This is a genomic window from uncultured Desulfovibrio sp., assembly GCF_944324525.1.
Lineage (GTDB): Bacteria > Desulfobacterota > Desulfovibrionia > Desulfovibrionales > Desulfovibrionaceae > Desulfovibrio.
In genome coordinates, this window is record NZ_CALUWS010000024.1 from 1 (window position 1) to 25,118 (window position 25,118).

General features: G+C 65.4%; 20 protein-coding genes. 8 read left to right on the top strand and 12 right to left on the bottom strand.

The window, feature by feature from the left end; translation table 11 throughout:
• Nucleotides 1–803: 803 nt before the first annotated feature.
• From yedF to Q0K12_RS07540, 7 genes are all read right to left on the bottom strand, one after another.
• Nucleotides 804–1,415, bottom strand: a complete 612-nt coding sequence (gene yedF / locus Q0K12_RS07510; RefSeq protein WP_297261607.1) for a sulfurtransferase-like selenium metabolism protein YedF — start codon at nucleotides 1,413–1,415, stop codon at nucleotides 804–806.
• Between the two features lie 32 nt (nucleotides 1,416–1,447).
• Nucleotides 1,448–4,399, bottom strand: coding sequence for an EAL domain-containing protein (locus Q0K12_RS07515; RefSeq protein WP_297261609.1), 2,952 nt, complete (start codon nucleotides 4,397–4,399; stop codon nucleotides 1,448–1,450).
• A gap of 240 nt (nucleotides 4,400–4,639) precedes the next feature.
• A complete protein-coding gene (locus Q0K12_RS07520) occupies nucleotides 4,640–5,071 on the bottom strand; it encodes an ACT domain-containing protein (RefSeq protein WP_297261610.1) in 432 nt (143 codons plus the stop codon).
• Between the two features lie 17 nt (nucleotides 5,072–5,088).
• A complete protein-coding gene (locus tag Q0K12_RS07525; RefSeq protein WP_297261612.1) occupies nucleotides 5,089–5,301 on the bottom strand; it encodes a twin-arginine translocase TatA/TatE family subunit in 213 nt (70 codons plus the stop codon).
• Between the two features lie 87 nt (nucleotides 5,302–5,388).
• Nucleotides 5,389–6,255: a D-alanyl-D-alanine carboxypeptidase family protein gene (locus tag Q0K12_RS07530; protein WP_297261614.1), complete on the bottom strand. Its 867-nt coding sequence runs from the start codon at nucleotides 6,253–6,255 to the stop codon at nucleotides 5,389–5,391.
• Complete coding sequence (locus Q0K12_RS07535) at nucleotides 6,248–7,357, bottom strand: AI-2E family transporter (RefSeq protein ID WP_297261616.1); 1,110 nt, start codon at nucleotides 7,355–7,357, stop codon at nucleotides 6,248–6,250. The genes Q0K12_RS07530 and Q0K12_RS07535 overlap by 8 nt, the downstream gene beginning before the upstream one ends.
• Nucleotides 7,358–7,475: 118 nt before the next feature.
• Nucleotides 7,476–9,077 (bottom strand): glycosyltransferase, encoded by a 1,602-nt coding sequence (locus Q0K12_RS07540; RefSeq protein ID WP_297261618.1) that lies wholly within the window; start codon nucleotides 9,075–9,077, stop codon nucleotides 7,476–7,478.
• A 94-nt stretch (nucleotides 9,078–9,171) separates the two neighbouring features.
• On the opposite strand from Q0K12_RS07540, the gene Q0K12_RS07545 reads away from it, so the two are divergent.
• The 6 genes from Q0K12_RS07545 to Q0K12_RS07570 all read left to right on the top strand — a co-directional run bounded on the left by Q0K12_RS07545 (nucleotide 9,172) and on the right by Q0K12_RS07570 (nucleotide 13,229).
• A complete protein-coding gene (locus tag Q0K12_RS07545; protein ID WP_297261620.1) occupies nucleotides 9,172–9,837 on the top strand; it encodes an RlmE family RNA methyltransferase in 666 nt (221 codons plus the stop codon).
• Between the two features lie 124 nt (nucleotides 9,838–9,961).
• Complete coding sequence (locus Q0K12_RS07550; protein WP_297228141.1) at nucleotides 9,962–10,699, top strand: YebC/PmpR family DNA-binding transcriptional regulator; 738 nt, start codon at nucleotides 9,962–9,964, stop codon at nucleotides 10,697–10,699.
• Between the two features lie 346 nt (nucleotides 10,700–11,045).
• Entirely contained in the window at nucleotides 11,046–11,567 is a 522-nt protein-coding gene (gene ruvC / locus Q0K12_RS07555; protein ID WP_297261622.1) for a crossover junction endodeoxyribonuclease RuvC, read from the top strand.
• A 31-nt stretch (nucleotides 11,568–11,598) separates the two neighbouring features.
• Nucleotides 11,599–11,955, top strand: a complete 357-nt coding sequence (locus tag Q0K12_RS07560) for an MmcQ/YjbR family DNA-binding protein (protein WP_297261624.1) — start codon at nucleotides 11,599–11,601, stop codon at nucleotides 11,953–11,955.
• A gap of 73 nt (nucleotides 11,956–12,028) precedes the next feature.
• Nucleotides 12,029–12,628 (top strand): manganese efflux pump MntP family protein, encoded by a 600-nt coding sequence (locus Q0K12_RS07565; RefSeq protein ID WP_297261626.1) that lies wholly within the window; start codon nucleotides 12,029–12,031, stop codon nucleotides 12,626–12,628.
• Between the two features lie 190 nt (nucleotides 12,629–12,818).
• On the top strand, nucleotides 12,819–13,229 hold the full coding sequence (locus tag Q0K12_RS07570) for an OsmC family protein (RefSeq protein WP_297261628.1): 411 nt from the start codon (nucleotides 12,819–12,821) through the stop codon (nucleotides 13,227–13,229).
• A gap of 486 nt (nucleotides 13,230–13,715) precedes the next feature.
• On the opposite strand, the gene Q0K12_RS07575 is transcribed toward Q0K12_RS07570, so the two are convergent.
• From Q0K12_RS07575 to Q0K12_RS07585, 3 genes are all read right to left on the bottom strand, one after another.
• On the bottom strand, nucleotides 13,716–17,678 hold the full coding sequence (locus Q0K12_RS07575; RefSeq protein ID WP_297261630.1) for an AAA family ATPase: 3,963 nt from the start codon (nucleotides 17,676–17,678) through the stop codon (nucleotides 13,716–13,718).
• Nucleotides 17,678–18,958 carry a DNA repair exonuclease gene (locus Q0K12_RS07580; RefSeq protein WP_297261633.1) on the bottom strand — a complete coding sequence of 427 codons (1,281 nt, stop codon included), beginning with the start codon at nucleotides 18,956–18,958 and terminating at the stop codon, nucleotides 17,678–17,680. The genes Q0K12_RS07575 and Q0K12_RS07580 overlap by 1 nt, the downstream gene beginning before the upstream one ends.
• Before the next feature lie 97 nt (nucleotides 18,959–19,055).
• The gene (locus tag Q0K12_RS07585; RefSeq protein ID WP_297261635.1) at nucleotides 19,056–19,643 is read right to left on the bottom strand and encodes a hypothetical protein; all 588 of its coding nucleotides are present in this window, start codon (nucleotides 19,641–19,643) and stop codon (nucleotides 19,056–19,058) included.
• A gap of 161 nt (nucleotides 19,644–19,804) precedes the next feature.
• Between Q0K12_RS07585 and Q0K12_RS07590 the strand changes: the two genes are divergently transcribed.
• Nucleotides 19,805–20,917, top strand: a complete 1,113-nt coding sequence (locus tag Q0K12_RS07590) for a glycosyltransferase family protein (protein ID WP_297261636.1) — start codon at nucleotides 19,805–19,807, stop codon at nucleotides 20,915–20,917.
• Entirely contained in the window at nucleotides 20,910–21,383 is a 474-nt protein-coding gene (locus tag Q0K12_RS07595; protein WP_297261637.1) for an acyl-CoA thioesterase, read from the top strand. The genes Q0K12_RS07590 and Q0K12_RS07595 overlap by 8 nt, the downstream gene beginning before the upstream one ends.
• A 267-nt stretch (nucleotides 21,384–21,650) precedes the next feature.
• Here Q0K12_RS07595 and Q0K12_RS07600 read toward each other — a convergent pair whose 3' ends face one another.
• Complete coding sequence (locus Q0K12_RS07600; RefSeq protein ID WP_297261638.1) at nucleotides 21,651–22,787, bottom strand: FkbM family methyltransferase; 1,137 nt, start codon at nucleotides 22,785–22,787, stop codon at nucleotides 21,651–21,653.
• 255 nt (nucleotides 22,788–23,042) lie between these two features.
• Nucleotides 23,043–24,776, bottom strand: a complete 1,734-nt coding sequence (locus Q0K12_RS07605) for an NAD-binding protein (RefSeq protein ID WP_297261639.1) — start codon at nucleotides 24,774–24,776, stop codon at nucleotides 23,043–23,045.
• Nucleotides 24,777–25,118: the final 342 nt, after the last annotated feature.

Below are 25,118 nucleotides of genomic sequence, written 5' to 3' on the forward strand. Positions count from 1 at the left end.
GGCATCTCGGCGACGCTGAAGGCGGCGGGCACGGCCACCAGCGCCACGGTGGGCGCGGTGAGTTCGGCGGCGGGAACGCTGAACCGGCAGACTCGGCATGCCGTAACTTCGCTGGGAAAGGCGGCCCGCAACGTCCTGCCCTGGCGGAGACGTTCCGTTGATTGAAGCCTGACGCATGCCGGGGGCTTTCCCCATGAGAAAGTGATTATTTATTATGCGAGGGGGAGAGGGAAACCGTTTTGAAAAACGGTTCTCCCTCTCCCCCTCGCGCACCCCCTCTCCTTTCCCCAAACTTTTATTCGGTTCATCCGACAGGGACGTGTCCGGCAGGGCGTTCGTCAGCCGCGTTCCTCGACGGCATGAAGACAAACAGCTCGGCCGGCAACAGCTGTCCGCCCTGTCTGTTCGTCCAGAGTCTGGCTGGCCTGGAGCCGGGCGAGGCTTTGCATGCCACGACGGCTTGCGTCTGGACAAGTAAAGTTTTTGGGGGGATGGGGGGTGTGGGGGAAGGGGCCCTTTGTTCACAAAGGCCCCCTTCCCCCACGAGAAAAAATGTTTATCCGGCGTACTCGACAGAGACGTGTCCGGCAGGGCGTTTGCGTCTGCTGCGTTCCCCGGTTGCTGAAGACAAACAGAGTCTGGCTGGCCTGGAGCCGGGCGAGGCCTTGCATGCCACGACGGCTTGCGTCTGGACAAGTAAAGTTTTTGGGGGGATGGGGGGGGTGGGGGGAAGGGCCCCTTTGTTCACAAAGGGCCCCTTCCCCCCACGAGAAAAAACTTTTTGCCCAAAGTTCCTTTCCCTCTCAGGGGCGGATGACCTTGTCAGCCAGGGCAAGACTGCTGACCACATCGAGCATATTGGTCGTCTGACCGACGGCGCGCTTTTCCAGAAGTTGATAAAAGTCGAGGCAGGTGCCGCAGACGAGGATGGACACTCCGGCGGCTTCCAGCGCCTTGAGGCTGTCGAGGGCTTTGCCGGGACGGGCGGCAAGGCGTACGCCGCCGTTGAGCAGGACGATGCGCCAGAGGGCATCTCCCAGTTCCGGCAGGGTGGCGAGAAAGTTGTCCATGAGTCTTGCGCCGAGGGTATCATCACCGCGCCCAAGGGTCTCGGTGGTGATGAGCACGAGGGTCTTTCCACGCGGCGCGGAGGGGGCGGGCTGCGACTGGGGAGCGGCGTCGGAGGCGCTGCCGCCGTCGCGGGAGGCGCGTATCCGCCAGAGGGACTCCTCCCTGCGCTCACTGGCGACAGCGTAGCCGCTGGTGCGCAGGAAGCGGCTGACGTTCTCTACGGCGGCCGCATTGTCCACCAGAACGGCGAGGGCGGAGGGGGCCTCCTCCTTGACCAGGCGGCTGCAGGCGACAACGGGACCGGGACAGGCTAGGCCGCGGCAATCTACTTCCTTCATGGACATTTTCCCCCTTTCAGAGCGTCGAGAAAACGGGTCTATGACGTTTTGGCCTCACTATCCGGCCGGGTGGCGTGGGCATCCACATAGAGGGAGTATTCCTCCAGCGGCATGGGCCGGGCGAAAAGATAGCCCTGCCCGCAATCGCAGCCCACACGGGTGAGGTAATCACGCTGTTCCGGCGTTTCGATGCCTTCGCAGAGCATGAAGAGGTGCAGACGCTTGCCCATGCTGATGACGGAGCCGATGATGACGTCGGCAGCGGCTTCATCGCTGGCGGCATTGTCCAGGAAGGCCTTGTCCAGCTTGATGATGTCCAGCTCAAAGGATTGCAGAGCGGCCAGCGACGCATAGCCCTTGCCGAAGTCGTCCAGCGCCAGCCGTACGCCGCAGGCCTTGAGCTCGGCAAGACTGTTCTTGAACAGCTCCTCGTCCAGCCAGGCCATGCTTTCGGTGATCTCCACCACGATGAGCGATGTCGGCACGTTGAAGGAGGCCAGGATGCTGAGGAAGACCTTGACGTAATCGTTGGAGAAGAAGAGGGCCTTGGACTGATTGATGCTGACGGTGGAGACGGGCAGTCCCGCATCCATGCGCTGCCGCAGCCAGGCGCAGACAGTGCGCAGCACGAAGAGATCCAGCTCGCGGATGAAGCCGTTTCGCTCAAAAAGCGGTATGAATTCATCGGGGTAGATGGGTTTGCCGTCCGGGGGTATCCAGCGGATGAGGGCCTCGGCCCCGTGCAGGCTGTTGTCGGCCAGATTGTGCTGCGGCTGCATGAAGACCTGGAATTCTCCGTTGCGCAGAGCGCCGGTCATGCGGTCTTCCAGCTCGTTTTGCTTGAGGAGGACCGCCTCGAGACGGGCGTCATACAGGGTGTAGCTCGAACGGTAGCTGTCGTCGGCAACGCTGCTTTCCGCGGTCTCGGCCCGCAGCAGGCAGTTGGCCATATTGCCGTCATACGGCATGGTGGAGGTCACCCCGCAGGAAAAGAGCACGGTCGTGCCGAGCTTTTGCCGCAGGGCGGCGGCACTTTCGAAAAAGTCCTCGATGCGCTGCCGCAATTCCGCCACGTCCCGGCATTGCCAGAGCAGCAGGAACTTCCCTGCCGAGGCGTGGGCGATCAGCTCGTTGTTGCGAAGCTGCTTGCGCAGGTCCCGGTAACAGAGCTTGATGAGCATATCGCCGCCCCGGTGTCCGCGCGTGCGGTTGATGAGCTTGAGGCGGCGCACGTTGACCAGCAGCAGATAATGGGGAGCCTGGGTATGGCTCAGGAGCTTGTGGGCGTCGTGGATGAAGCGGGCGCGGTTGTTGCCGCCGGTAAGGGGATCCCGGTAGGCGACTTCTTCCAGCTCGCGCATGTGGCGACGGTTGACGTGCAGGACGCGCAGGATGATGACAGCAAAGAGGATGATGCCGCCAATGCACAGTTCAAGACTGTATTCCCGCAGGATATCCAGCAGGAGTGCGCCGGGCGTGGGGGCGGTGCGCTCCAGCAGCAGAGCGTCGATATCCGCGGTGCTCATGGTCATGATGGAACGGTTGAGCACCGACATGGCATAAGGGGAGATGTCGTAGCGGAAGCCCAGCGACATGGGGTAACGGGCCCGGGTCGTCAGCATGGACGCGTTGGGCGGATTGACCGGCATGACGCCGCTCGCATTGGGATAGCCGGGGATATACGCGTCGATGGCCTGTCGCTTGAAGGCATCCTGGCATTGCTGCATGGAGTCATAAAAGGTGACGGTATCCTCCGGGTAGGCGGCCATATAGGCCTGACCGAAGGAGAGCAGTTCATGCGTGACGCCGACGCGGATCCTCCGGCCCGGTACGGCTTTGGCCTGTCCTACCAGCAGGACCGGCATGTCGAAAAAGGGACGGCTCACCAGAAGCGGCTGTGAGGCGTACATGCCAAGTCCGGCAAAGATGTTGCTGATGATGTCCGCCTTGCCTTCCTTGAGCAGGGCCAGCGCCTCGGGATAGCTCGGCGCGGAAACGTAGTCGAAGGCGATGCCGCTGCGCCGGGAGAGTTCCTCCATGAAGCGAATGAGGAAGTTGGATCCCGGCATGTGGTCGTTCATCATGGCCTGCTGTTCGCTGTAGGCCACACGCAACCGGGGTTTGTCGGCAAGCCACTCCTCTTCGGCGCGCGTCTGGCTGAAGGAGACCTGCTGGATGCCGTGCATGTAGCCGTCAAACAGGCTGGCGAGCAGCCAGGGCGAATAGAGGCTGAGCTGCTTCAGGGCTTCGTTGAGCGGCGGCAGCAGGGGGCTGCCCTTGGCCGTGACGAAGAAAAAGGGCTCCATGGCGATGATGGCCGCGATTTTGGCGTTATCGCCATGCAGGGAACCGTCGATGTAGCCGTCGATCTCGCCGCGCCGCAGGGCCTCCTGCATTTCCTTCTTGGTCGAGAACGTATACGGGCGAAACGTGAACTGGTACTGGCGGGTGAATTCTTCGATGACCTTGCCGCCGTAGGCTCCCCTGACCGTGCCGACGCGCATCTGGTCGAAATCCCGGAAATCCATGAAGCGGATGGGACTGTTTGCCGCGACATGGAGCGTAAGGCATTCATAGCCCACAGGAAGGCTCGTATAGTCGAAAGCGGCTTCCCGCTCCGGGCTGTAGGAGATGCCGCAGACAAGATCTATCTCTCCGGAAGCCAGTTTGGCGGGCAGATCGGCAATGGTGGTGTGTATCCACTCGTACTGCCAGCCGGTATAGGCGGAGACGGCCTGGAGCAGATCGGCGGCATAGCCTGCCATCTTGCCCTGCCGTTTCTGAAAGATGCCGGAAAGGTCGAACCAGCCGACGCGGATGAGCTTTTTTTCCTTCTGGTTCTGGGCGAGGATCTCGGGCGAGAAGTAATAGAATGTCTGCTTGGCGGTCGCCATGTAGGCCTGTGGCGGCAGGTCCGGGGAGGCGGCATGGGCGACAGGGGCAGCAAACAGACACAGGAGCAGGAAAAGGGGAAGGATTTTCCGAAGCATGACCTCATCTTTACCGTCCGCCCGGGACGGCGACTGGTATTGCGGCATCATCGCCAGCAGATGCACGAGGGGAAGGGAAACCTTTCCCGCGGAAAAGCCCCCTTCCCCGGCAATGATCATGTAACTAAAGAATGTCGCAGCTCTTTCGCCGTTGGGGCAGGGCGGAGAAGAGACGGCATGCTCCGCTGCCGTCAGCCCTCCCAGCGAATCAACGAAAAAGCCCTGCAGGCCGTCCGGCGGCTAGAAGGCGCAGATCTCGTCCGGCGGCAGAATGGTGAACTTGTGCTCGCGGAGCAGCTCAATGGCCTGATCAACCTTGTCAAAACGGAAGATGAGGATGGCCCCGCCCTTTTCCCGCTGCAGGAAAGCGTACATGTATTCCACGTTGATGTCGTGCTTGGAGACCAGCTGGAGTACGCTGTCCAGCCCGCCGGGGCGATCCGGCACTTCCACGGCTACCACGGAGGTCCGTCCAAGGGTGAAGCCCTTTTCCTTGAGGGCCTGCTTGGCCAGTTCCGGATCGCAGACGATGAGGCGCAGGATGCCGAAGTCCGAGGTGTCCGCCAGCGAGAGCGCCCGGATGTTGACCCCGGCCTCAGCGAGGGTATGCGTCACCTCGGCCAGGCGGCCAGCACGATTTTCAAGAAAAACAGAGAGTTGTTCAGCTTTCATGAGCGTATCCTTTGGCCCTAGGCCTTGCGGGATTCATCGTCGGAAGAGGAAGCCTGCTGTTTGTCCCTGCCGGGAGTGATGTCGATCTCGTCAGGTTCCGAGGAAGCGCGTTTGAAGTTACGGATGGCGCGGCCCAGTCCGCCGCCGATCTCCGGCAGCTTCTTGGCGCCGAAAAGGAGCAGCACGATGACCAGAATGACGAGGATTTCCTGAGTACCAATACCAAACATGGAAAAAGCCTCCCGTAAAGTGGGGCCTCTAGGCCAAACGTCATCAGCATACGGCCCGGAGGGGTTGAGGTCAAGCGGAGGGAACGATCAGCGCCGCCTCCCGGCCATGAGACGTTTTACCTTGGCGGGGGAGCCGGGAGCGGCGAACCCCGCTTCGACGAGGCGGCGCGCCATGTTGTCGCGCGCGGCACGGCTGCTGCCGCCCATGACGACGGCCATGAGCCGGACGCCGTTCCTTTCCGCCGTGATGATGACGTTATAGCCGCTGGCAGCGGTAAAGCCCGTCTTGAGGCCGTCGACCCCGCGAACCCGGCCGAGCAGCTGATTGGTGTTGTTGATGGCGCGGCCGCGATGCACCAGCCTGCGAGTGGCGTGGAAGGTGCGTACCGAAGGATAGGCCCGCAGATAGGCGCGGGCCAGCTTGGCCATGTCGCGCGCGGTGGTCTTCTGGCCCGGAGCGGGCAGACCGCTGGGATTCTTGAAGACGGTATGCCGCAAACCGAGATTGCGGGCCTTGCGGTTCATGAGGCGCACAAAGTTGCGGGTGCTGCCGGAGATGGCGTGAGCGACGGTCATGGCGGCATCGTTCCCCGAGGCGACGGCCATACCGAGCATGAGCCGGGAGAGGGGGAGGCGTTCCCCCGTGCGCAGGTGCATGGATGAGCCGCCCGTGCGCGCCGCCTCCCGCGTGACGCGCACCTTGCCCATGAGCGAGAGCTTGCGCGAAGAGACGGCGTCCATGGCCAGATACATGGTCATGAGCTTGGTCAGCGAGGCGGGAGGGATGCTCAGGTTGGCGTTGCGCTCATAGAGCGTCTTGCCGCTATTGAGATTGATGAGCAGCATGGCCTTGACGCCGGCATGCGCGGTCTGCGCGCTCAGACAGAGCAGGCAGAGCAGCGCCAGCAGAGGGAGGATCCGCCGAAAGCATGCGGCGGGGGTGAGCTCAGGCATGCTTTTCATACAGGACGCGCGCTTCTTCCAGCGACTGCAGGGCAAAGGCCAGCAGCACCGGGCCGACGATGAGTCCCACGGCGCCGAAGCTGGCCAGTCCGCAGATGATGGCGATGATGAGGACAAAGAAGGGCGCCTTGATGCCCTGCTGCAGGAAGAGCGGCCGCAGGACGTTGTCCACGCCGGCGACGGCGATGACCCCCCAGAGGGCCAGGCCCACGGCCGCCATGGTGTTGCCCGTGAACCAGAGCGAAAGACAGAGGGGGAGCCAGACCAGCGCCGTGCCCACGAAGGGGATGGGCGCCACCACGGTGGCCAGCAGGCCCCAGAAGGCGGGCTGATTGATGCCGGCCACGGAAAAGCCGATGCCGCAGAGGAAGCCCTGTGCGGCCGCCACCAGCAGGATGCCGAGCATGATCCCGCGCAGGGCCCGCCGGATGGCGCTGACGAAGCGGCGCAGCATGGCGGGCGGGACCAGGGTCAGCCGGGAAGCCACCTGGGCGATGCGTCGCGCATAGACCGCAAAGACCACCGTCAGGATGACGAAGAGCACAAGGCTCCAGAGGACGTTCATGGTGCCGCCCAGCACGTCGAAGCTCCGGTTGATGAGGATGCCCATAGCGTCGCTGAGCGTGCTGTCGATATTGTGGATCAGCTCGTTATAGGCGGATTCGAGGCCGGGGTAGTCGGCAAGCTTTTTCTCGAACGTCTGGAAGTATTGCACCCATTCCGGCGGAAGCTGGAAATTGTTGTCCTGCAGTTCGCGCAGGCGGGCCAGGCCGCCGGCGACCTGCGGGGAGACCAGCAGGATGAGGGTGGCGACCGGGATGATGATGACGGAAATGGTGAGCAAGGTATAGCCGAACAGCGGGATCTGGCGCACCAGCTTCAGCAGGATGCGCCGCGGCACTCCTGCCGGACGCCGCAAAACGCGCCGCCGCAGACGGCAGGCCCGGCGGGTCAGGCGGCGATAGAGCGGCAGGCTCAGGCAGGCGAAGCAGGCAGCCATGAAGATCGTTATGGGGTTGGGGCGCAGCAGCAGATAGCAGGCCAGTACGGCCAGCAGATAGAGGATGCGGGGAAAATGGGCGCTTGTTGTCATGGCGAGATTTGAAAATGCGACAAGTGCGGCAAAGTTTGAGTGTAGCAAAGGCCCCGCCTGCTGCCAAGCGGTAAAATGGTGACGGATTGTGAGCGTCCTTTCGGGGGAAGCGCCGCCGTCAGGCAAGAGCCTGCAGGATGGTCCGCAGCCGGTGGCCGTAGGTATGGCGGGCCAGCAGTTCTTTGCGCCAGGCGGCGGAAAGAGCGGCCCGCTCGTCCGGGCTGCGCCGCAGGGCGACCAGACGCCCGGGAAGCTCGTCGGGAGCGGCCAGCCGCATGGGGCGGATCAGCTCCGCGGGAAAGAGTTCGAGCCCCGGCGTGGGATCGCTGAAGAGCACGCCGCCCGAGGCCCAGACGTCGAAATGCCGCTGGCTCAGGCTGTGCGGCAGCAGCAGGCTGGTCACGTTGAGCACGGCCTCGGAGCGGGCATAGAGCGCAGGGAGGCGGCCGTAGTAATCCACAGGCGGCAGCACCGTCACGCCGGGCAGCAGCGTGCCCCAGGCCGCATCGCCGCAAAGGACGAAGCCCGCCCGTACGGCGGTCGCCAGCCAGTCCGCACGGCGGCGGCGCGAGCAGGCATCGGCCCCCGCTCCCGCCTCACGGATGGCCATGCCCGGCCAGCCTTGGGCATGCAGCCTGCGCTGCCACCAGTGGATATGGGGTAGCGGCGCCTGCGCATCGTGCGCCTGCGCCAGCAGGCCTTCCGCCAGAGCGAGAGCCTCCCGGTCGGGATGTACGGCGGCGAAAAAGCGTGCATGGTCGGGAAAGGAGGCCCGTCCCACGAAGAGCGGCGGCAGGGAGGGCGGCGTATCGGACGGCGGCAGCCACATGTGCCGTGCCGTGGCCAGGGGCAGCGGTTCCGCCCGGCTCGCGCCGGCCTCCCGCAGCGGAGCCAGGAAGCTCGCGTCCGTCACGAAAAGGGGGACGTTCCGCCACCAGGGAAGGCGCAGGCTGGAGAGTACATGCCAGGGCATGTCCACGAACCAGATGGCCAGACGGATGCCCAGCGCCCGGCAGGCATGGGCGATGCGGCCCTGCGGGTCCAGACCGCGCAGATTGACGGAGAGGAAGAGCGGCGGCACGCTGCCGGGCAGGTCGGCCAGCCGCCGCAAGAGAGCGGCGACCTGCTGCGGCTGCTCGACGCGGGCGGGCCAGGGCATGACGGGCAGGCGAAGGGCCGCCGCCGCGGCGCAAAGCTCCTGATGCAGCAGGGTATGCGCATCGCCGGGCAGGACGAGCGCCGGAAGGGCGGACGGCGCGGGAGCGCGGCGGTTCGCGTCATGCAGACGCGCGGCGTCCAGATGGCCCAGCAGGGGGCCCCAGAAGCGGGGGAAGAGCCGCATGCCCGGCTGATAGAACAGGATGCGGCACTGCCGGGCCAGCGTCCGTGCCTCCGCTTCCGAAACGGGACGGGCGCGGGCGGCATCCGGCGGGGCAAGGCGGCGGGCCTGCCGCCAGGCCAGCATGGGCGGGGCCTCCAGCCAGAAGACGGGGCCGGCGTCCGGCCCATTGGACGCAAGGGGGGCCGCTTCGGCGTCCGGTCCCAGGCCGAGCAGCAGGGTCGGCGCACCGGCTGCCGGCGCGGGCGCTACCTCCTGCCATGCGCCGGCATCGGACGGCAGACTGACGAGGCAGCCGTTCCAGTCCGGCAGGCGGGGCCGCCGCGGCCGCTCCGGGCTGGACGTGGCGGTGTCGGAGAGTGAAGGGGAGTCATGCGGCATGGCGGTATGCTTCCGATGCGGCGGATGCGCGGAGGGGAAAATCAGGACTTGGCGGCGGAGAAAAAAAAGAGTAAACTGCCTGCCGACAAATCCTATGAAAGAATATCGCGATCACTATTTCCTCAAGGCCAAGCGAGAGAACTATCCCGCCCGTTCCGTCTACAAGTTGAAGGAATTGGACGGCAAATTCAAGCTCTTTCGTCAGGGCATGCGTGTACTCGATCTGGGCGCCGCTCCCGGTTCCTGGTCGCTGGGCGCGGCCGAGCGCATCGGGCCGCGCGGTCTCGTGCTGGGCTGCGACATCCAGACGACGGAGACGGCTTTCCCGCCGCAAGTGACCTTCCTGCAGGAGGACGTGTTCCAGCGTTCTCCCGAGTTCGAGGCGCTGCTGACGGAAAAGGGGCCGTTCGACGTGGTCATGAGCGATATGGCCCCGCGCACCACGGGGACGAAGTTCACGGATCAGGCCCGTTCGCTGGAACTGGCCTGCGAGGCCCTGAACGTGGCCTGTCTGCACCTCAAGGCGGGGGGCAGCTTCGTCGTCAAGATCTTCATGGGGCCGGACGTGCAGGAATTGCTGCAGCCCATGCGCAAAGCCTTTCGTTCGGTCAAGTCCTTCAAGCCCAAGAGCTCCCGTGCCGAGAGCAAGGAGACCTTCTTTGTCGGCATGGGCTTCAGGGCTGTCCCGCCGGCGGCCGGCATGGCCGCTGACGCCGCGGCGAGCGCCGGTCCGGCGGCTCCCGATCCCGGAGAAGCATAGGGCCTGCTCCCCCCCCTGCGGGGAGGGCCCCGGCATTTGGGCACACCGCCTCGGTGTGCCGCTTTTTTCGTCCATTTCACCTGACCGCACGGGCGGTCGCAAGTCACACAGTTTCGGAGGTTGTATGTCTGGGCATAGCAAATGGGCCAATATCCAGCACCGCAAGGGCCGTCAGGACGCCAAGCGCGGCAAGGTCTTCACCAAGGCCGCCAAGGAAATCATCATCGCCGCCAAGAATGGGGGAGATCCGGCGGGCAATCCTCGTTTGCGTGCGGCCATTGCCGCGGCCAAGGCCGTGAACCTGCCCAAGGACAAGATCGAGGCCGCCATCCGCAAGGGCACGGGCGAAGATGCGGGCGGCGACCTGACCGAAGCCTTTTATGAAGGCTACGGCCCCGGCGGCATCGCCATCATGGTGGAAGTGGCCACCGACAACAAGAACCGCACCGTAGCCGAAGTGCGCCACCTCTTCACCAAGCACGGCGGCAACATGGGGGAAAACGGCAGCGTGAGCTGGATGTTCGACCGCAAGGGCGTCATCACCGTGGACAAGAACGCCTACGCCGAGGACAAGATCATGGAAGCCGCCGTGGAAGCCGGCGCCGACGACGTGGTGGATGATGACGACGTCTGGACCATCCAGACCGCCATGGCCGATTTTGCCGCCGTGCGCGACGCTCTGGAAGCCGCCGGCATCGCCATGCAGAGCGCCGAGCTGGCCATGGTGCCGCAGAACCTCGTGGCCGTGGACGCCGATATGGGACAGAAGGTGCTGCGGCTCATGGACGCGCTGGACGATAACGACGACGTGCAGAACGTCTTCGCCAACGTGGACTTCCCTGACGACATGGCTACGGACTAGAGCGTTTTCTTTTTGAGAAAGATAAAACGCGAGGCGGCGGCACAGCGCCGCCCGGCCCAAAATGAGCGGAAAAACCGCGTTTTTTCCGCGAAAGGCCAGGCCGTTTGGTTTGAAACGCGCAGCGTTTCAAACGGAAAATGCTCTAGGGCGGGCCATCCTCCTGCCCGCGGCAATGCCGCCGCTTTCCGTAACGATGCCGCGTTGCGCGGGCTGCCTGTGCGGTCCGCTCCTGACGGAACCATCCTTTTGTGACGAACCTTCCGGGAGGAGGCCCCGCCTTCTCCCGGTCTTTTTCCTCCCGCACGGGGCGTTTGTCCTGTGCGGCTGGAAGGGCCCCGTTTCCCGCATGCAGCAGCTCAGCCATCCCCTGACCATCATCGGCATCGACCCCGGATCGCAGCGTACCGGCTGGGGCGTCATCCGGGAAGCGTCGGGCGTCCTGACGCTGGTGGACTGCGGCATCATCCGTACGACCTCGGCGGGCGGCGATGCCGCCTTTTCCGTACGGCTTGCCCGTATCTTTACGGAGCTTGCCGCGGTCGTCCGCCGCCATTCCCCCGTCGAGGCCGCCATCGAGCAGGTCTTTACCGCCAAGAACTCCGCCAGCGCCCTCAAGCTGGGGCAGGCCCGGGGCGTGGCCGTGGCGGCCTGCGCCGCCTGCGGCGTGCCGGTCAGCGACTACGCGCCGACCCTCGTCAAAAAGGCGCTGGTGGGGACAGGACGGGCCGAAAAGGAACAGGTGGCCTTCATGGTGCGCCGTCTGCTCAATGTGCGCGGCGAAGGCTGGGCGCTGGATACCTCCGACGCGCTGGCCGTGGGCATCTGTCATCTGACCATGCGGCGTTTCGCGGCGCTGGCGAAGCGCTGAGATTCGGCAAGCGCCGGGGAGAAAAGAGCCAATGGCGGACCGGGAAAGCCTGCTGGCCTATGTAAAGGAAAAATACGCCACGTCGCCGGAATTCCTCTGGCCGCGTCAGCCCCGCTATGCCGTCCTGCGCCATGCGGAGAACGGCAAATGGTATGGCGTGCTCATGAACGTGCGGGCGTGCCGTCTGGGCCTGCCCGGGACGGGGGAAGTGGATGTGATCAACGTGAAGAGCCCGTGTGCGCCGGATATGTTGCTCAGCGGCGTTGCCGGGGCCTTTCCGGCCTATCACATGAACAAGCGCCACTGGATCTCCCTTGCCCTTGACGGCTCCTTCCCGGATGCGGAGCTCTACAGGCTTGTGGAGGAAAGTTTCCTGCTGACCCGTTGAAGCCCGCGCCGGCCGTATCCGGCATCGGGGGCCTCGTGTCCGGACAGCCAGCCTCACTCGTTACGGAGATTTTATGTCGCTCCTTGCCGTTTTTCTTCTTGCCGTGGCCCTTTCGCTGGATGCCTTTGCCGTGGCGGTGGCCTCCGGCTGCGCGTTGCGTCCCATACGCTGGGAGCATTATTGCCGCATCGGCGGCGCCTTCGGTTTTTTCCAGTTCTTCATGCCGGTGCTGGGCTGGCTGCTGGGGCAGTCCGTCCACAGCTATATCGAGGCCTGGGATCACTGGATTGCCTTTGTCCTGCTGGCCTGGGTGGGCGGCAACATGCTGCGCGGGGCGTGGAAGGACTTCCATCAGCAGGGCGGGGAGGCCCCCGAAGCGGCGGCGGAATGCTCCGGCTCGCCCCTGCGCTGGCGGACGCTCCTCGTGCTGGCCGTGGCCACCAGCATCGATGCGCTGGCCGTGGGGCTGACCTTCGCCATGACCGGGACGCCCGTCTGGCGGCCCGCCGTCATCATCGGCCTGACCTGTGCGCTCATCTCCGCCGCCGGGTTGCACCTTGGCCGGGTGCTGGCCGGCATGTCCGCCCTGCAGCGCTGGGCCGGACTCATCGGCGGGCTGGTGCTGCTGGCCATCGGTCTGCGCGTGCTCTGGCAGGACGGCGTGTTTGGTTAGGATCGGTTAGGCGTTTTGCCTGTAAAAAAGGCGAAACGCTTTATGTGAGTACGCCCAGGACGAACCGCATTCCGCGGACGGCGGGTCGGCCGTCGTGTCCTCTTTCCCCGTCGGGGATTTTTTCGTAAAAGGGTGGAGAGGGGCCGTTCTCATGGGCGGTACCGTCTGACATTTTTTCCAGGAGGACAGCATGGCAACGGCAACGGGAACGTATCTTGGGGATCTGCGGGTGGAACTGCGGCACGAGCAGAGCGGGGCCACCATCATGACCGACGCTCCGGTGGACAATCACGGCAAGGGCGAGGCCTTCTCCCCCACGGACATGGTGGGGGCGGCGCTGGGCGCGTGCGCCATGACCATCATCGGCATTTACGCTCAGGCGCATAACGTGGACGTGAGCGGCATGAAAATGGAAATGACCAAGACCATGAATGCCGACCCGCGCCGCATCGGCAAGCTGGAAGTGACCTTCATCATGCCGAAGCGCGCCTATTCGGACAAGGAGAAAGCCTCCATCGAACGGGCGGCCCGCACCTGCCCCGTGCACCTGAGCCTGCACCCGGATACGGAGCAGGTCTTTACCTTCCTCTGGCAGGAATAAGCGCCGGCATGCCCCGCAGGGCCGTTCACGGAAAGGTTGGGCGACCACGGGCGTGGCCATGACGCACAACAGCCCGAACGTTTGGATCGTTCGGGCTGTTTTCGTCTGCGAGTCCGCCGTGCTTTCGTCCAGGGCCTGTTAACACTAATTTTGCAACTAATTTAAATAGATAAGATATATCTCCCGTACGCACTCAGCTGGCCTCCGGGGCGGGGTTGCCTCATGTCCCGACTCTTCCCCCGGTAAAAGCGCGCTGGGGAAGGGATGGGGGGTGGGGGGAAGGGGAACCCCTCCCGCGCCGGCGGAGGGGGTCCCCTTCCCCCCAAACAAGTAGCGATGGCGTTGGAGCATTTTCCGTTTGAAACGCAACGTGTTTCAAACGGAAAATGCTCCAGGATGCGGCCACGGGCGTGGCCATGACGAGCAACAGCCCGAACGTTTGGAACGTTCGGGCTGTTTGCGTCTGCGAGTCCGCCGTGCTTTCGTCTACTGGCGGGCGATGCTGCCGTTTTCCACGCGGAAGACGGCGCAATGCGGCTGCGCTTCCCGCAACATGTCGGCCATGTGCGGATGGCAGGTGAAGTAGAGGAGCTGATGCGGGCGGCCGTGGCGGCCTTCGGAGAGCTCGACGAAGGTGCGGGCGGCCCGGGCGGCCCGCTGCGGATCGAAGTTGACCAGCACGTCGTCCATGATGACCGGCAGGGGCGTGGCCCGCTCCGCGTGGTTCTGGATATAGGCCAGCCGCAGGGCCAGATAGGCCTGTTCCTGCGTGCCGCGGCTGAGCGCCTCGGGGCTGATGGCCTCACCGTAATGGGGCAGGATGTGCAGGCTGGTGTCGTCCAGGGAGGCATTGATGCCGCGCCAGTTGCCGCCGGTGATGGAGGCGAAGATGGTGGACGCCAGCCGGATGACCTGCGGCTGCCGTTCGCGTTCGAAGGTGTTCTTGGCGCGCAGGAGGAGCTCGCGGGCCATCGCCAGGGCGCTCCACTGCAGGGCCAGACGGCGCATGCTTTCCAGGGAAAGAGCTTCCTGCTGCCGCAGGCGGGCCAGCGTATCCGTGCCGGTAAGGCCGTTGACCCGGGCCGTGAGGCTGCCCACCTCGTCGGAAAGGCGTTCTTCCTGTTCGCGGATGTCCCGCAGCTCGGCATTGAGGGCGGCGCAGCGGCTTTCTTGAGCGTCGTGATCCTCCGCCTCGAAGGAGGCGAGGAAGTCTTCAAACGGCTGGTTGCCGGCGGCGATACGCAGATTTTCCTGCAGACTGTCGCGCAGGCGCTGCGTCTCCCGGCTCTGGGCCAGCACGGCGGCCAGCCTCAGGAACTCGTCGGCATCGGCCGCTTCGGCCATATGCAGCAGGGTGGCCTCGCCGTGCCGCGCTTCTTCCAGCGCGGCGGAGGCGGCGCGCAGCTCGGCGTCCTGCTCGGCCAGCAGGCTGTCAAGGCGGCGGGCTTCAGCATCCACTTCCGCTGCCCGTTCGGCAGCCTCCAGCGCGCTGTCCAGCGCGCCCAGCCAGTCGGTTTCCCCCTCCTCATTGCAGGGCAGGGGACGGGAAAGGGCTGTCAGCAGCTGTTCCAGCGGCTGGTGCAGGGCGGCCATCTCCTGCTCGTTCTGGGCCAGCTCCGCCGCAAGCCGCTGACAGGCGGCATCGAGCGCAAGGCAGGTATCCATGCACTGCAGGGCCTTGCGGACGGTCTCGGGATCAAGATCCTCGCCCAGCCCCAGGCCGTTGAGGCATTCGCCCCAGTCGCGGCGGGCCGCTTCAAGGCGGGTCTGCGCCTGCGCCAGAGCCTGGGAAGCCTCGGCCTGCCGGCCCTGTATGCGTTCCAGTTCGTCTTTGTGATGCTGCAGGGTGGCGGTCGCCTTGATGCGCTGTTCACGGGCGGCGTCAGCCTCCCGGCAGGACTCCAGCACCTGACGGACGGCATCCAGCAGCGCGGGCAGGTCGCCCGGCTCGTGTAGGCAGTCCTGCACGGGCGCAAAGCCCCGCAGGGTGTTTTCGTACTGGGCGAGGTCGGCGCGCTGGCCTTCCAGCTCGGCCTGCGCGTTCTCCACGGCATCCCAGGCGGCACGGGCCGACTCGGCGCGGGCAAAGAAGCTTTCGGCGCTTTCCGGCGCGGGCACGTTGACCACCCGCAGCATGCTCATGAAGTCCTGCCAGCGGCGGCGGATACGCTGCACCGCGGCCTGCATCTCATGGGCCCGGGACTGGAGCTCGGCGATGCGCGCACGGGCAAGGCCGATCTCACGCTGCAGCTCTTCGGCTTCCTTGTGGCTGCGTTCCTGATTGAAGCACTGCTCCCGCTTGCGCTCCAGCATGACTTCCACGGCTTCCAGCGTTTCGGGATCCATGCTGTCCACGCCCGCTTCCTGACAAAGCTTGCGGGCCTTGTCGCCCAGCTCGGCGACATGCAGGGCGCAGGTCTCGCGGCGGCTCTCCAGCTGCAGGCGTTCCTGCCGGAGACGCTTGGCCTCGGGGCCGTTGCGGCGCGGCAGGCCGCCGCCCACAGCCATAGCGCCGCAGACCAGCACGAGGTAGCCGGACCAGAGGGTCGTGGGCAGGTGCAGGTTCTCGGTGATGGCAAGACTTTCCATGCCGAACTGCCAGTGCCCCACGAGGATGGCCAGCCCCAGCAGCATGATGATGCCCCCCAGCACGAGCAGGGCCATGTTCTTGACGGCGGCGGGCTCCTTCTCGGCATTGAGGCGGTCGCTCAGCTCCTTGAGGCGCTCCTGCTCCGTTTCCAGCGAAGCGGAAAGGGCGCGCAGCGAGCGCAGGGCGCTGCTGCGGTTATCGAGCGCCTCGCGGCTGGGGCCGTTGCTGCTGCGCTGTTCCTCGCGCAGCTGCTCCAGCCGGGCGCGCAGCATGTCGGCCTGCTCCTCGGCCTGCTGCACGGCGCGGGCCGCTTCCCCGGCGCTGTCGATGCTGGCCTGCACCTCGCGGGCCAGCCCCAGCGCCTCTTCCCGTTTGGCCAGCAGGGTGTCCAGAGCGGCGCGGGGGTCGTCGGCCTCCAGTTTGAGGCGTTCCTGAGCGCGTTCAAAGGCATGTCGTGCCTGTTGCACCGCCCGTTCCCGCGCGGGCAGGCGCTGGCGGCCTTCCTCCAGCAGGACGAGCGTCTGCCGCAGGCGGTCGCGCTCGGACTCGCCCAGGGCGGCCGCCGGGTCGGGCAGCAGGTCCAGCGCCGCGGTGGCGGAAGCGATGTCCCGCCGGCAGAGCTCCACATCCCGGTTGAGGCGGTCGAGCGTATCCACCGCGGCCTGATGGGAGGAATCCGCGGCATTCAGCTCGCGGGCCTGCCGTTCCAGATCCTTGTCGGCAAAGATGCCGCGGTCCGTCTGCCGGATGCGGTCACAGTCCCAGCCGGGGCCGAGGCGCTCCAGCTCGCGGGCAAGATCGGCATCGGCGCGTTCCTGCTCGCCCCGCAGGCGGGGCTGGGCCAGCTGGGCCTGCCGGTAGCCGCTCTTGCGCTCCGCCAGCGCCCGCAGCCGGGGCAGGGCCTCGAGCAGGGGACCGTCTTCCTGCAGGGCCTCACGCCGCTCCCGCAGGCGGGAAAACTTCTCCTGCTGGGCGGCCATGTGGCGCTCACAGGTCTCGCGGGCTTCCTGCGCGCGGGCCAGGCGGGCCGGGCCGTCTTCGGGGAAACCGGCGCTGACGGCGGGATAGGCCTCCAGCCGCAGGCCGCACTTGCGCCATTCGTCCCACTGCTGCCAGACGTTGAGCCGGCGCTCCACGCGGCGGCGCTCGTCGTCCACCACTTCGCGGCGTTCCCGCAGGGTGGCAAGCGTCTGTTTCTTCTCGTTGAGGGTTGTAGCCAGCTGATCGTAACCGGCCGATTCCTCGCTGACGGCCTGGATCTCGCCGCGCAGCTTCTCCAGGGACGTCAGTTCCTCATTGAGGCGCGGCTTGCTGGCGCTGGCCCGGAAGAGGGCGTCCTTGCGGCCGTCCAGATCGCGCAGGGCCTCCACGGGCGAGCGCAGGCCCGCGCCGAAGCTGGCCCCGTAGAGAGCATTGCGCACGCCGTCGCCGGAGAGGCTCTCAAAGGTCTGCAGTTCATTGAGGCTGAAGCCGAAGACGTTGCGGTAGACGTCCCGGTTGATGCCGAAAAGCAGCTGCTGGAGCAGCGTGCTCTCCAGCGGATCGCCGCCGGCATTGCTGAGGGTCAGCACGCCGCCGTCCTGCCCGGGCCGCCGGGTCAGGCGGATCTCGCCCTGTTCCTCACTGATGAGGTTCAGGCTCCCGCCGGGCTGACCGCCGCGCAGGGGCGGCGGGATGCGGCGGGCATCGCGGCTGCGGGCATTGGGATAGCCCACGAGCATGGTGCGCAGAAATTCCAGACAGGTGGACTTGCCGGCTTCGTTCTCGCCGAGAAAGACCGTCAGGCCCGGCGGCAGATTATCCACCTGCACGTCCGCAAAGATGCCGAACCCGTCGATATGGAAGGATTGGATATACATCAGCGGACCTCCAGCATGTCGATGCACAGGCGCTGGGCTTCATCCAGCAGGCGGCGGCTTTCCTCCGGGTCCGGCGGGGCCAGGGCCTTGCGCATGCGGGCATGGCCGAAAAGGGGCGCAAGGGCCGTCGCGCCGAGTTCGGCGAATTGTTCGGGATCGCGGCGCATCTCCTCGATGAGGCGCATGGTCTCGCCAAGCAGATCCTCACGGCGGCGGTATTCGGCCTCGTCCAGCAGGGGGCGGGTCTCCACCAGCAGATCCTTGAGCCAGATGCGCGGCGAATTGGCGGCCAGATGCAGCAGGCGCTCCTGAAGGTCGGCGCGAACCTCGGCCTTGCGCAGCTGTTCGTCCAGCGGCGTGCGGCCGGTGAGGGTCACGCGGGCGATGAGGGCTTCACAGCCGCTTTCCAGAGTGCGGGCCTTTTCTTCCAGCAGGCGGGTAAGCGCGTCCTCCAGCCCGTCCAGACTGTCCACCGCATCGAGGGAGAGGGAAAGTTTTTGCCACTCCACCGGGCCGAGGCGCAGGAATTCGCTCTCGCAGCGCCAGCCGCCTTCGCGGGGACAGGCCGTGACCAGCAGGCAGCCGCGGGGGCCCGTTTCGTTGATGTGCAGGCCCTGCGCGTTGCCGCTGTAGGCGATGAAGCTTTCTTCCTCCCACTGGCGGTGCTGATGGATATGCCCCAGCGCCCAGGCATCCAGACGGCTGCGGCGCAGGTCGTCCAGCGAGCAGGGGGCGTAGCGGTCGGCTTTGGCTTCGCCTTCCACGGTGCAGTGGAGGACGCCGAGCTGGAAGACGTCCCGCGTGTCGTCCCGGCGGAAGAGCTGGGCAAGGTTGCGGCTTTCGCGGGAACCGGCATGGCTTATGCCGTGGACGAGCGCCAGGGGGTGGCCGTCCTTTTCCACAAGGCGGCTTTCCACATCCGGGCCGAAGACGGTGACGTTCTCCGGCCAGTGGATGGCCGTGAGCCGCGAGGAGAGCGGGTCATGGTTGCCGTGGGCCATGAAGACCCGGATACCGAGCGCGTCGAGCCGGCGGCAGCCGTCGCGCAGGGCAAGCTGCGCCTTGGCGCTGTAGTTTTCCTGATTGTAGATGTCGCCGGCCAGCACGAGGAAGTCCGGGCGTTTTTCTTCACAGAAACGGAAAAGACGCTCCAACGCGGTGAAGGTGGCGTCCTGCATGATCCGCGAGAGGTGGCCGCTCTGGGCGGCCTCCCGGGCGAGCCCCAGGAAAGGCGTATCCAGATGCAGATCGGCCGCATGTATGTACCGCACGATGTCCATGCTTTGCCTCGTTGAAAGTGAAGGGAAGAAAGAGGCAAAACTTTAGACTTTTTCTAAACGGCTGACAAGCGGCCTGCCGCATGCGGGCGGAACGGGCTCAGCGTTTCATCTCTTCGCGCTTGCGCAGGCAGATCTGGCCGAGCTCCAGCAGGGCGGGATCGTCCTTCACATAGCTCAGGCCCTTCTTGATGTAGCCGAGGGCCCGCACATATTCGCCGGCGTCCATGTGCGCCTTGGCCATGAGGCCGAACACGGCCTGTTCGTTGCGGAAGTTCTTGAGACCGTCCATGAACACGGCGTCGGCTTCCGATGCCTTGCCCTGGGCAAGCAGGGCGCGGCCTTCCTTGAGGCAGTGGTCCAGCCCAAGCTTGCGTTGCAGGGTGGTCTCGTAGTCTTCCTGCTTTTCCTGCCCCTGCACGGACTTGTAGATCTTGATGAGCAGGTTGCAGAGCTCGCGCTCGCTGCCGGGCTGATAGGCCAGCGGACCGGGGTATTCCCGCCGGAAATCCTCATCCTTGGCCAGGGCCGTGATGGTCTCCCGGAAGTCGCCGCGCAGATCCATAGGCGGATTGGTGCCGGTCTCCTTGAAGGCGGTGACGATGAGATAAAGGGCGCGCGGCGTCTCGTTGCGTTTGAGACAGGCGCGGGCCCGGCCGAGGTCTTCACGAATCTTACGGACGTTCATAGAGGGCTCCTGCGGGGGAGTATGCCCAATTCACGCGCCAAGAGCAAGGGCGTGTTGACGGACGCCGCGCCCCGCTGCTAGGGTCGGCAGGCATCACCCCGCCTGCGGGCAGTCTGTCTGACGCCTGACCGCCGGCTCTGTTTGCTGCAAAAGGAGGCGGCATGGCGCGCATTGTATATGGCATCCACGGCACGGGACACGGACACGCCATGCGGGGACTGACCATCGCACGGCGGCTTGGCGGACATGAGTTCCTCTTCATCGCCAACGACGACGCCCCGCGCGTCCTGGAACCGGAGTTCCCCGTCCGCCGCATCCCCAATCTCGGCACGGTCTTCCGCAACTATCAGGTGGATCTGGCGGCCACCGTCCGCCGGGCCGTCCCCCTGCTGCTGCACCGGCAACGGCATGTGGAGGATGTGCTGCGCATCATGGACGAATTCCAGCCCGATGTCTGCATGACCGATCTGGAGTATTTCGTGCCGCGGGCGGCGGAGCGGGCCGGGCTGCCCTGTCTGACCCTGGATCATCAGCATGTCATCACCTGCTGCCGGCATGATCTGCCCCCGAACATGTGGTGGGACACCTTCCTGCAGGGGCTGACGCCGCGTTACCTCTTCCGTCCCACGGCGGACAATCTCATCGTTTCCTTTTATCAGCCGCCGGTGCTGCCGCGCTACCGGGCGCGGGTGGTGCCTCCCATCCTGCGCGACCGGGTGCTGCAACTTGCGCCGCGCGATGACGGGCATGTGCTGGTGTACCAAAGCAATTCCACCCACCGGGCGCTCATCGACTTTTTGCGGCAGTCCACCACGCGCACCTGTTACGTCTACGGCTACGACCGCACCGAAGGGCGGGAGGGCAACGTCATCTTCATGCAGAAAAGCGAAGAGGGCTTCTTGCGCCTGCTGGAAGGCTGTTCCTACGTCATCCAGGGAGGCGGACACACGCTCATGACCGAGGCGCTGCATCTGGGCAAGCCCATTTTGACCCTGCCGCTCAAGGCTATGGTGGAGCAGCGTTTCAATGCGCTCTATATCGAACGGCTGGGCTACGGCATGCAGGCCGACATGCTGCACCTCTCGCCGGAGCTGCTGCGGACTTTCGAGGACAACCTGCCCCGCTTCAGGGAGAACATCGCGCGCGGGCGCTTCTGCGGCAATGAGCTGGTGTTCGGCCTGGTGGACGCCTTCATCCGCACGGGGCGTCTGCCCCTGAGCGGCGAACCCGCCGTCAGCGAGGAAGGCGGCGTACGGAGGAAGGAAAATGCCTGAAGCAGGCGGATACCGCATCTTCACTTCCCGGATCGAGGTCGCGGAGCGGGATATGGACATGCAGCGCCGGGTGAGCAACGTGCGCTATGTGGAATGGATGCAGGACATCGCCGTGGCCCATTCCGCGGCGCAGGGCTGGAGCATGGAACGCTATGCCGCCGCCGGGCAGGGCTGGGTGGTACATCGTCACGCCATCACCTACAAGCGGCCGGCCGTGGCCGGGGATGTGCTGCTGGCCGCGACCTGGGTGGCCGAATACGCCTCCCGGCAGTGCCTGCGGCGCTACCGCTTCCTGCGGCAGGCGGACGGGGCCGTGCTGGCCGAGGCGGAAACGGCCTGGATGTATGTCGATATGAACACGGGCCGGGCCATCCGCGTTCCCGACGATCTGCGGCATGATTTTGCCGTGGTGACGGATGAGGAAGAGGTCAGGGCCTTCCTGCGGGCGGCTGTGGCCGCCTGCTGAACGCGGCGCAGGCAGGGCGTGCAGACGCAAATTTTGCAAATCATTTCGGCAGATACAACTGAAGATATGCTGTACATGCCCCGCCTGCGCTGAGGGCGGTGCGCTCTGCGTTCCTGCTTTTTCCCTGATGAAAGCGCGCTGGGGAAGGGATGGGGGGCTTGGGGGGAAGGGAAACCCGCTCCCGCGCTGGCGGAGGGGTTTCCCTTCCCCCCAAACAAGCAGCGAATAGCGTTAACAGGCCCTGGTGTTGACAGGCCCAGCCTTGCGTCAGCATGCCGCAACAGGCAGGGCGTAGAGGACGGTCTCCCAGCCGTTCATGAAGTGGTGTTCCAGATAGAAGCGGTAGCCGAGATCGCACTCTACCAGAAAGCGCGGGATGCGGAAGAAATCCTCCGGGCTGTGGTAGAGGCAGACGGCGAGCCGGGGGCGGAAACGGCGCAGGGTGCGCTCCGCTCCCTTGAGGGTGGCCAGCTCCGCGCCTTCCACGTCCATCTTGATGAAATCCACACGCGGCCAGCCCAGCCGCTCCGTTTCGGCGTCGATGCTCGTCAGCGGGATATCGGCCCGCCGCAGACGGGGATTGTTGTGCTCGAGGTGGCTGCCCGGCCCGCACAGGGAAAAGGCGACCGTCCCTCCCGCCGTTTCGCCGGTGGCCGCCGGTACCAGCGTCATGCGCCGGGCAAGGCGGGGATTCAGTTCCCTGTTGCGCAGGAAGAGCTGCCCGATGTCCGGATGCGGTTCAAAGGAGAGCACCTTGCCGTCCTCGCCCGCGCCGGCGGCGAAGAACAGGGCCGTATCGCCGTAGCAGGCGCCGCAGTCGATGACATGATCCCCCGGCCGCACGGCCACGCGAACCGGGCCGGCGGCATAGCAATAGGGCGGAAAGGCGGCGAGCTGATACAGGAATTCGCTGCTGCCGTAAAAATCGACTTCCTCTCCGGCCATGCGTGTACGGTAGCGCTCCAGGCGACAGCCCACGCCGAAGGCGTCGCGGGCAAGGGCCTCGCGCATGGCGGGATCCTCCTCGGCCACGAGGCAGCGGTCATGCAGGGCCTGCCGGCGTGCCGGCGCGCCGGGCGCATGGTAGGGGAAGCGGACGAAACGGTGTCCCAGCAGGGCATAAAGGGCGACCAGCAACAGCGTTTCCCGCGAGTGCCGGTCGGCAAGCAGGCCATACAGGGTGCTCTTGGTCAGCACCTGCCGGGCGATCTCCTGCGCATGGGCCGCCATGAAGGCCGCGGGCTCGATGTGGGGATAGCGCGCGAACCATTCCTTGTCTTCGCGCGTGTTTTCCTCGCAGGGGTGGGCATAGTAGGCATAACTGTTGTCCACGTAGCGGCACTGCCGGGAGGACAGATGCCGCTCGATGCCTTCCTCAAGGCGTTTTTGAAAGGCGTTCGTCATGGGAACCTCGCAATCGGACGGCGCTGTGTCGCCGCCTCGCATCCTGCCTTTTCCAAAGGCAACATGCTCTGGTAAAAGCGCGCTGGGGAAGGGATGGGGGGCTTGGGGGGAAGGGGAACCCCTCCCGCGCCGGCAGCGACCCGACGGGCGGCCCTTGGGCCGTGCCCGTTAGGCGACGCAGGAGCCTTACGGGCATCGACAGCAGAGCGAGGGGTTCCCCTTCCCCCATCAAGAAGCAAATAGCGTGAGCAGTCCTCAGCTCAGATCCACGTCGTGCGTGCCTATATCTTCGTCAATGCCGTAGTGGGCGCGGAACTTGTCCTCCGCTTCCGAGTCGCCGATGAGGTAGAGGGCGTCCCGAAGCGCAAAGATGTGTGTCGGCGGCGGGTTGACGTGCATGGAGCCGTCCGCGCCGCGGATGGCCAGCACGCTGCACTGCGTCTTGTTGCGTATGCCGCAGTCCTTCAGGCTTTTCCCGGCCAGCGCGCCGCGGATGGTGTAGCGGAAGATGGACAGGCGCTCGTTGATCATGAGCAGCTTGTCCGGCGAAAGCATGTTGAAGATGCTGCTGCTGACCAGCGAGGCCAGCGAGAGCACCTGATCCGCACCCGCGCTGTGCAGGCCGGAGACGTTGCGGTCCAGCGAGGCCCGGCAGAGGATCTGGGCGTCGGGACGCAGGCGGCGGCAGTAGATGCTCAGATAAATGTTGGCGTCATCGTCATGGGTGGTGACGATGATGGAGGGCGTCGTGCGGATGCCCGCCTTTTCCAGCACGGCCAGATCCGAGGCGTCCCCGCGGATGTGCGGCGTTTCGCCGGAGTTGATGTGGGCCTGCCGGTCCACGATGACCGCCGGGATGCGCCGCCGCGCCAGATGCGCCGCCACGGAGAGCCCCACGCGGCCGCCGCCGAGGATGACCGCCGGCGTCTGTTCGGCATCCTGCCGCGGGACGCTGATGAGCTTGTCCAGCGCGCGTATCTGCGCTTCCGTGCCGGCCACCACGAGCACGCAGCTCTCGGTGAAGACCGTGGACAGCTGCGGCAGCTGGAACACGCCGCGATCCCAGACACCCACCACGTTGACGCCCGTGCTCTCGCGCAGGCCGCACTCCAGCAGGGTCTTGCCGGAAAGATGGCTGCGCATGACCGGCGCCTCGGCCACCACCAGATTGCCGAAACGGCCCATGATGCTGACCCGTTGGGCCGTGTTGAGCACCCGCCGGGCCAGCGCCTTGCCGAGCACGCTGTGGAACTGGAAGACCCGCGTGCATCCGGCCAGCCGCAGGATGTCGCTGGCGTCGGGATTTTCCACCCCGGCGGCGATGGACACGCGCGGCGCGGCCTCTCGCGCGGAAAAGACGATGTTGGTGCAGCGGATGTCCGTATCCAGCACCACCAGCATGGCCGCGGCATCCGCGCGCAGTTTGGCGTAGGTCTTGACGTCGTCGTGGTCGCCGGCAACCACTTCATAGCCCTGCTCCAGCAGTTCGAGGCCGCTTTGCGGATCGTGGCACAGCAGGATGTTGCGCACGCCGTAGCGGGTGAGGTCATCGGCCAGGTTGAGCGTGATGGGGCCGCTGCCGGCTATGATGACGTGGCCGTGCGTGGCGGGGGGCAGCTGCCGGGGGACCATGTCCTTCTTCTGGCTTTCCAGCCAGGGCATGTAGAAATGCTGGATGAAGGTGAACGGCAGCATGATGAGGAAGAAGATGACCCCGGACATGAGCACGACGATGGAAAACACGCGGCCGAGGTCCGAGGTGAAGGTGATGTCCCCGAAGCCCAGCGTGGACATGACGGTAAGCGTCCAGTAGACGCCGGTGATCCAGGAATGGTGCTGCCCCTCGTATTCCATGATCACATGAAAGAGCACGCTGTAAGCGGCGATCATGAGAAAGAGCGTCAGGCTGAAGCGCCGCAATATGGCGATATTGTGGCGCGCCCCGCGTTCGTGCAGGAAGGACATGAGCTGTGAGGGGAGGTATTTCATGATGGCTACGCGGTTCAGGCTGGGGCGTGTTCACGCTCCGCACTGCTCATCTGGGGGAAGGGAATCTTTTCGCCTTGCTGTCGATGCCCGTACCTTCCTTCCTCGTGACGGGCACGGGGCCTCGGGCCGCCCCGGGAAAACGCTTGAGGCGTGCAGCGTACGCGCAACGGCTGCACGGGCAGGGAAAATCTGGGCAGAACGACCACGCGTGGGAGACGGGGCGTATCCTCCCGTGCCGGCCGGACGTGCCGTACGGACGGGGTACGCGGCCGTGTCGCCCCGACGCGCCCGGCTGACATAAGACATTCCGTGATTCGGGCCAGTCGGCTGCCCGGAGGCAGG

Bases quoted from the DNA above. Each gene is read 5' to 3' on its own strand.
- yedF (WP_297261607.1), bottom strand. From the start codon at position 1,415: ATGTCCATGAAGGAAGTAGATTGCCGCGGCCTAGCCTGTCCCGGTCCC.
- Q0K12_RS07515 (WP_297261609.1), bottom strand. From the start codon at position 4,399: ATGCTTCGGAAAATCCTTCCCCTTTTCCTGCTCCTGTGTCTGTTTGCT.
- Q0K12_RS07520 (WP_297261610.1), bottom strand. From the start codon at position 5,071: ATGAAAGCTGAACAACTCTCTGTTTTTCTTGAAAATCGTGCTGGCCGC.
- Q0K12_RS07525 (WP_297261612.1), bottom strand. From the start codon at position 5,301: ATGTTTGGTATTGGTACTCAGGAAATCCTCGTCATTCTGGTCATCGTG.
- Q0K12_RS07530 (WP_297261614.1), bottom strand. From the start codon at position 6,255: ATGCCTGAGCTCACCCCCGCCGCATGCTTTCGGCGGATCCTCCCTCTG.
- Q0K12_RS07535 (WP_297261616.1), bottom strand. From the start codon at position 7,357: ATGACAACAAGCGCCCATTTTCCCCGCATCCTCTATCTGCTGGCCGTA.
- Q0K12_RS07540 (WP_297261618.1), bottom strand. From the start codon at position 9,077: ATGCCGCATGACTCCCCTTCACTCTCCGACACCGCCACGTCCAGCCCG.
- Q0K12_RS07545 (WP_297261620.1), top strand. From the start codon at position 9,172: ATGAAAGAATATCGCGATCACTATTTCCTCAAGGCCAAGCGAGAGAAC.
- Q0K12_RS07550 (WP_297228141.1), top strand. From the start codon at position 9,962: ATGTCTGGGCATAGCAAATGGGCCAATATCCAGCACCGCAAGGGCCGT.
- ruvC (WP_297261622.1), top strand. From the start codon at position 11,046: ATGCAGCAGCTCAGCCATCCCCTGACCATCATCGGCATCGACCCCGGA.
- Q0K12_RS07560 (WP_297261624.1), top strand. From the start codon at position 11,599: ATGGCGGACCGGGAAAGCCTGCTGGCCTATGTAAAGGAAAAATACGCC.
- Q0K12_RS07565 (WP_297261626.1), top strand. From the start codon at position 12,029: ATGTCGCTCCTTGCCGTTTTTCTTCTTGCCGTGGCCCTTTCGCTGGAT.
- Q0K12_RS07570 (WP_297261628.1), top strand. From the start codon at position 12,819: ATGGCAACGGCAACGGGAACGTATCTTGGGGATCTGCGGGTGGAACTG.
- Q0K12_RS07575 (WP_297261630.1), bottom strand. From the start codon at position 17,678: ATGTATATCCAATCCTTCCATATCGACGGGTTCGGCATCTTTGCGGAC.
- Q0K12_RS07580 (WP_297261633.1), bottom strand. From the start codon at position 18,958: ATGGACATCGTGCGGTACATACATGCGGCCGATCTGCATCTGGATACG.
- Q0K12_RS07585 (WP_297261635.1), bottom strand. From the start codon at position 19,643: ATGAACGTCCGTAAGATTCGTGAAGACCTCGGCCGGGCCCGCGCCTGT.
- Q0K12_RS07590 (WP_297261636.1), top strand. From the start codon at position 19,805: ATGGCGCGCATTGTATATGGCATCCACGGCACGGGACACGGACACGCC.
- Q0K12_RS07595 (WP_297261637.1), top strand. From the start codon at position 20,910: ATGCCTGAAGCAGGCGGATACCGCATCTTCACTTCCCGGATCGAGGTC.
- Q0K12_RS07600 (WP_297261638.1), bottom strand. From the start codon at position 22,787: ATGACGAACGCCTTTCAAAAACGCCTTGAGGAAGGCATCGAGCGGCAT.
- Q0K12_RS07605 (WP_297261639.1), bottom strand. From the start codon at position 24,776: ATGAAATACCTCCCCTCACAGCTCATGTCCTTCCTGCACGAACGCGGG.